General features: G+C 74.5%; 5 protein-coding genes. 2 read left to right on the top strand and 3 right to left on the bottom strand.

The window, feature by feature from the left end; translation table 11 throughout:
• The first annotated feature begins 127 nt into the window (after window positions 1-127).
• The gene (locus AB0881_RS41605) at window positions 128-1,093 is read left to right on the top strand and encodes a PfkB family carbohydrate kinase (RefSeq protein ID WP_366626426.1); all 966 of its coding nucleotides are present in this window, start codon (window positions 128-130) and stop codon (window positions 1,091-1,093) included.
• 5 nt (window positions 1,094-1,098) lie between these two features.
• On the opposite strand, the gene AB0881_RS41600 is transcribed toward AB0881_RS41605, so the two are convergent.
• Window positions 1,099-1,827: an HIT domain-containing protein gene (locus AB0881_RS41600; protein WP_366626425.1), complete on the bottom strand. Its 729-nt coding sequence runs from the start codon at window positions 1,825-1,827 to the stop codon at window positions 1,099-1,101.
• Between the two features lie 165 nt (window positions 1,828-1,992).
• Here AB0881_RS41600 and AB0881_RS41595 point away from each other — a divergent pair, with 165 nt between their 5' ends.
• Window positions 1,993-3,369 (top strand): prenyltransferase/squalene oxidase repeat-containing protein, encoded by a 1,377-nt coding sequence (locus tag AB0881_RS41595; protein ID WP_366626424.1) that lies wholly within the window; start codon window positions 1,993-1,995, stop codon window positions 3,367-3,369.
• A gap of 33 nt (window positions 3,370-3,402) precedes the next feature.
• On the opposite strand, the gene AB0881_RS41590 is transcribed toward AB0881_RS41595, so the two are convergent.
• Both AB0881_RS41590 and mltG read right to left on the bottom strand, forming a co-directional pair.
• Window positions 3,403-4,254, bottom strand: coding sequence for a shikimate dehydrogenase (locus AB0881_RS41590; RefSeq protein ID WP_366626423.1), 852 nt, complete (start codon window positions 4,252-4,254; stop codon window positions 3,403-3,405).
• The coding region (gene mltG, locus AB0881_RS41585; protein ID WP_366626422.1) for an endolytic transglycosylase MltG at window positions 4,254-5,453 on the bottom strand (1,200 nt) is incomplete at its 5' end. The genes mltG and AB0881_RS41590, both read right to left, overlap by 1 nt.

Here is a 5,453-nt window from a genome sequence, read left to right as displayed (position 1 = left end):
GCCGTCGCCGATCGCGACCGTCTGGCTGACCGGGATCCCGGCCTCGCGGGCGAACCGCTCCAGCGCGGTCGCCTTGCCGGCCCGGTCCAGCACCGCCCCCGGCTGAGCCCGGCCGCCGCCCCCCGCCATGGAGATCCTCGACACCCCCGCCCGCTCCCCCGTCGAATGGCCCGGCCTGGACGGCGTCGCCGCGCGCCGCTTCCGGCTGCTGGCGGTCGGCGACGTCCGCATCGAGGTCCGCGCGACGCTGCCGGAGCTGCGCTTCGCCGAGGTCACCGCCGACCGGCTGGCCTACGCCCCCGCGCGCGCCCTGGTCGCCGGCACGGCCGTCAACCTGGCCCGGGCGGCGGCCGGCTACTTCCGGCGGGTCGGCGTGCTCGCCCGCGTCGGCGACGACGACTACACGCCGGTGATCCGGCGGGAGCTGCGCCGGCTGGGGCTGCGGGACCTGCTCCGGGTCGAGCGGGGCGCCGCCAACGGCGTCACCGTGATGCTGCGGGACGCCGCGGCGCCCGGCCGGCCGCACGGCGTCCGGCTGCTGGTGGCCGAGGACGACACGCCCAACCGGCTGCTGTCGGAGCGGGACGTGCGCGGCGCGGCGGCCGAGATCCGGCGCGCCGACGTGGTCGTCGCCGACGGGTACGCGCTGCTGTCGCCGGTGTCGCGGGCGGCGCTGCTCCGGGCGGCGGAGACGGCCCGCGCGGCCGGCACGCTCGTCGCGTTCGACCTCGTCCCGCACGACATCGACGCGCGGCTGCCCGCGGCGAAGGTGCTGCCGCTGCTGCGGCTGGCCGACGTGGTCATCAGCGAGGCGCCGACCCTCGCGCGGCTGCTCGGCCGGCCCGCCGCGATGCCCGGCGGGGTGGAGGTGCGCGGCCTGCTGCCGGCGCTGGACGCGGCGGTGCCCGGCCGGCCGCTGTGGCTGCTGCGCTTCGGCGCCAGCTCGCTGGAGCGGTCGCTCGCCTACCGGCGCGAGGACCTGCTGCTGGAGTACGCGACCGGCTACGGCGACGGTGTCGAGCGGGCCGGGTTCGGCGACCGGCTGGCGGCCGGCGAGCTGTTCTGGTGGCTCGCGTCGCGGTCAGGCCGCTGACGCGGTCAGGCCGCTGACGCCGTGCCGCCCTCCGCCGCGAGCGCCGCGCGCAGGTCGCCGAGCGTGTGCAGGAAGCGCGTGCGGCTGGCGGGCAGCCCGAACGACTCCTGCCACCGCCAGGTCCGGCTCGCGCTCGCCGCCTGCCGCAGGAACTGGCTCGGCACGCCGTCGCCCGGGTGGACGGTCGGCGTTCCCCGCTCGTCCACGAGGAGGTACGAGCGGCCCGCGCGGTAGTGCCCCCGCACGGTCTCCCGGGTGGCCGGGACGCCGTGCAGGCCGTGCTCCTCCAGCACGGCGCGCACGCTCCGTACACCGGGCCGTGCGGGCATCAGGTGCCAGTGCGCGTGGTCCACGCAGGCGCCGCCGCCCTGCGGGGTCCCGGGACCGTGCTCGAACATCAGCAGGTCGTCGGTGCCGTACGCGGCGCGGTAGACCCTTGCGACACGGTGACGCCATTGCCACGCTCCGGCCCACAGACCCTTCCCGAAGGCTCCGGCACACTGGAGGTGACGGAACGTCACCAGCAGCACGTGCCCCTCGACCAACGGAGCCAGGTCAGGCATGAGGAAGAAGTCGTCGTCGGCCGCGAGCACCGCGCGCTCGCCCGGCAGGTCCGCCATCGCGTTGAGCCGGAACCGCAGCGGCGGGCACAGCACGCAGTCCTCTCCCGCTTCCGGCCCCACTTCCGGCCCCGCCTCCGGCCCCACCTCCTGCCGTTCCTCCCTGTCGACCATCGTGTCCTCCGTTCCCGGGTACTCCCACCAGGGGTTCTCACTCTCCGTCTCCCAATGAGCGTGCCCGGGAATGGCCCTCGAAGTGTGCGGGCACGGATAGAGCCACCAGACCAGTGAGGTAGAGAACTCCACCGAACGGGCACATAGCCATCAAAGGCGGTAACCGTGCAGCAGTCCCCCCTCGCCCGCATTCTGGCGACCTCTCCGGCCCCCCGGCCACCGGCCGTGGACATGGCCGTGCTGAACGCGCGCCTGGACGAGTCGTTCGACGTCCTGCGCGGTTCGTACGCCGTCACCGGAGGCGGCGGCGACGGTGGCGGCGGCTGGTACCACGACCTGACCCGCCCCGATCCGGGCACCACGGCCACCGCGCTCGGGCTGCTGGCGTTCAGCGAGGCGCGCCGGCCGTTCGAGCACTTCGACGAGGGCCTGGCCTATCTGGCCGCGCGGCAGACGGCCTCCGGCGACCTGCTGCGGGACGGCGGCTGGGCCACCAAGACCAGCCTCGGCATGCCGGTCGTCGAGGCGACCGCGTGGATCGCCCGCTTCCTCGCCCGCGCGCGCTGCGACCTGCGCGAGGACGCGCCGGACGTGCGGCGCGCGTACCGCTGGCTGCTGCGCAACCAGAACCCCGACGGCGGCTGGGGCTCGCTGCTGGGCTGCCCGTCGCGGGTGTGGCTGACCTGCCTGGCGCTGCGCGCCCTCACCCAGCTCAACCCGTACGATCCGGCCGTCGAGCGGGGCGTGGAGTGGCTGACGGCCGACCGTACCGCGCAGCGGCCCGGCTGGGGCCCCACCCCGTCGGCGGCACCGACCGTCACGCACACCGCGTTCGCGCTGGTGACGCTGGCGGAGGCGCGTCCCGGGCACCAGGACGAGCGGCTGCTGGCGGCGCACGACTGGCTGCGCGAGAACCTCGATCCCGACGACGACCACAGCTGGATCGAGACCTACGACGTCTCGCCGCACGGCGGCGGCGCCAAGCCGGTGTGGCGGCTGGCGCTGTGGCACCACGGGCTGCCCGTCGCGCTGATGGCCATGCTGCGCGACCCGCGCGGCGCGCCGGGCCCGGCGGTCGCGCGCGCGTTCGCGACGCTGGCGAAGGGCAAGGTGTCCACGCCGCGCTGGAACGGGTACCCCGGCAGCGGCCGCACGTCGCTGTGGACGCTGTGGTGGCGGATGGAGGCGCTGATGGAGCTCTCGCGCGTCCCGCTGCTGAACACCGGGGACGTGCTGCACTGGCTGCCGGACGCCACGATCGTGCAGCGCGACCACGCCCGGGACCGCCCGCTGCCCGCGCTGCTGCCCGCGCCCCCGAGGATCGACGCGCGGGCGCTGTTCAAGCGGCACTGGACGGTGCTGGTGCTGGTGTTCGTCGCGGTCGGGAGCCTGGGCGGCGTGGCGACCGGCGTGTGGGGCTGGAAGGACTTCTGGCTCAGCGTGATCCTGCCGATCGTGCTGACCACGACGCACGAGGCGATGAAGCGGCGCCGGCCGCCCCCGGCGCCGGCCGCTCAGCCGCCCCAGCGCACGTCCGCCTGACCCGCCCGGCCGGCGGCCGGACGGGAACGGGCGTCAGTCCCGGGACGACAGGGGCGAGACGGGCATGGCGGCGCGGCGGCGCAGCTCGGCCTCGCCCGCCGCGCGCATGGCCTCGACCGGGACGTCGTCGCGGCCGGTCATCAGCTCGACCTGGCGCACGGCCTGGTGCAGGAGCATGGGGAAGCCGCCGACGACCCTGCCGCCGGCCTCCTCGACGGCGGACGCGCACGCCGTGGGCCACGGCGCGTACACCACGTCGAACAGCGCCGCGCCGGACGCGGCGAGCTGGCCGGCGAACGGGTCGGCGGCGATGCCCGGCAGGGTCGACAGCACCAGGTCGGCGTCCAGCATGTCGGGCAGCCGGTCCAGGGAGCCGACCTTCAGGTCCAGGCCGAACCGCTCGCCGACCGACACCGACTCGGCGGCGCGCTCGGGGTTGCGGACCGCCAGCCCGGCCTTGGTCAGCCCCAGCTCGGCGAGCGCGGCCAGCGCGGAGGCCGCGGTGGCGCCGCCGCCGAGCACCAGGGCCGAGCCGGGCGCGCCCAGCCCGGCCTCGGCCAGCGCGGCGACGATGCCGTGCACGTCGGTGTTGTCACCGTGCCGGCGGCCGTCGCGCACCACGACCGTGTTCGCGCCGCCGACGGCCACCGCGAGGTCGGAGACGGTGTCGACGAGCTTCAGCGCGGTGCGCTTGAGCGGCATCGTCAGCGACAGCCCGGCCCACTCCTCGTCGAGCGACTCCAGGAAGCCCCACAGGCCGGTCTCGTCGCACTCGTACGCCTCGTACGTCCAGCCGTCCAGGCCCATCGCGGCGTACGCGGCGCGGTGCAGCACCGGGGACAGCGAGTGCCCGATCGGCTTGCCGAGGACGGCGGCCCTCGTCACTAGTTCCCTCCATTGGCCGCGAGGTAGGCGTTGAGCTTGGCCTTGAGCCGCTCGAACTCCGTCTCGTCGTCGGCGAACTCGGTGATCTTGTTCTTCGGGTCGGTGGCCACGAAGAACAGCCAGTCGCCCTCCTCCGGTTCGAAGACCGCCTCGACGGCGGCCTCGCCGGGGTTGGCGATCGCCCCGGGCGGGAGCCCCGCGTAGTTGTAGGTGTTGTAGCGGTTCTTGGACTTGATGTCCTCGCTGCTGGCGACGATGCCGTACTTGCCGAGCCCGTAGAGCGTGGTGCTATCGAACTTGAGGAACATCGGGACCGGCTTGTGCTGCAGCCGGTTGTAGATGACCCGCGAGATCTTCGGCATGTCCTCGGGCTTGCCGCTCTCGGCCTGGATCAGGCTGGCCATCGTGATCGCGGTGGCCGGGTTCATCTTCGCCTCCTGCGCCTTGCCGGCCAGGTCGTAGCGCGTCGCCCACTGGTTGAACCGGTCCACCATCGACTTGAGGATCTCCTTGGCGGACGCGTTGGGGTTCAGGTTGTACTGGCCCGGGAACAGGTAGCCCTCGATCTTGCCCTTGGCGTAGTCGGGCAGCCCCAGCCCGGTGGGCCTGCGGATGACCTTGACGAAGTCGTTCTCCGGGATGCCGGTCTTCTTCGACAGCACCTCGGCCACCTTCAGCGCGCGCAGCCCCTCGGGGATGGTGATCTGGTTGCCGGCCCGCGACTTGGGGTCCAGCAGCAGCGCCATCGCCGCGGCCGACGACATCTCCTTGCGCAGCTGGTAGAACCCCGGCTGGATGCCCGCCGCCTTGGGGTTCTTGCCGTAGACCTCGATGAACGCGGCGGTGCTCTTGACGACCTTGTGCTCCAGCAGCGTCGTCGCGATGGTGGAGCCGCTGTCGCCGTCCTTGATCTGGACGGTGACGTTGCCGGTGCCCGAGCCCTCGTAGTCGGGCGGGTTCATCCGCTTGTCGAGCCAGGCGACGCCGAACAGCCCGCCGGTGCCCACGATCGCGACCAGGAACGCCATCGCGAACAGGAACGCGGCCTTGCCGTTGTTGGCCTTCCGGCGCTGCCGCTGCCGCGGGCCGCGCCCGCCCCGCCCGGGCGGCGGTCCGCCCCGGCCACCGCGGCCGCCGCGGCCGCCTCCGCCCCGCCCCTGTCGCCCCGGTACACCCCCTCGGACGGGGGGGCGCCGCGC

The organism is Spirillospora sp. NPDC029432, assembly GCF_040703975.1.
Lineage (GTDB): Bacteria > Actinomycetota > Actinomycetes > Streptosporangiales > Streptosporangiaceae > Spirillospora.
The sequence above is the reverse complement of the archived record's forward strand: the minus strand, read 5'-3'. Positions and strand labels throughout refer to the sequence as shown.

Excerpts from the sequence above, each read along its gene's own strand:
- AB0881_RS41605 (WP_366626426.1), top strand. The coding sequence starts at position 128 with ATGGAGATCCTCGACACCCCCGCCCGCTCCCCCGTCGAATGGCCCGGC.
- AB0881_RS41600 (WP_366626425.1), bottom strand. The coding sequence starts at position 1,827 with ATGGTCGACAGGGAGGAACGGCAGGAGGTGGGGCCGGAGGCGGGGCCG.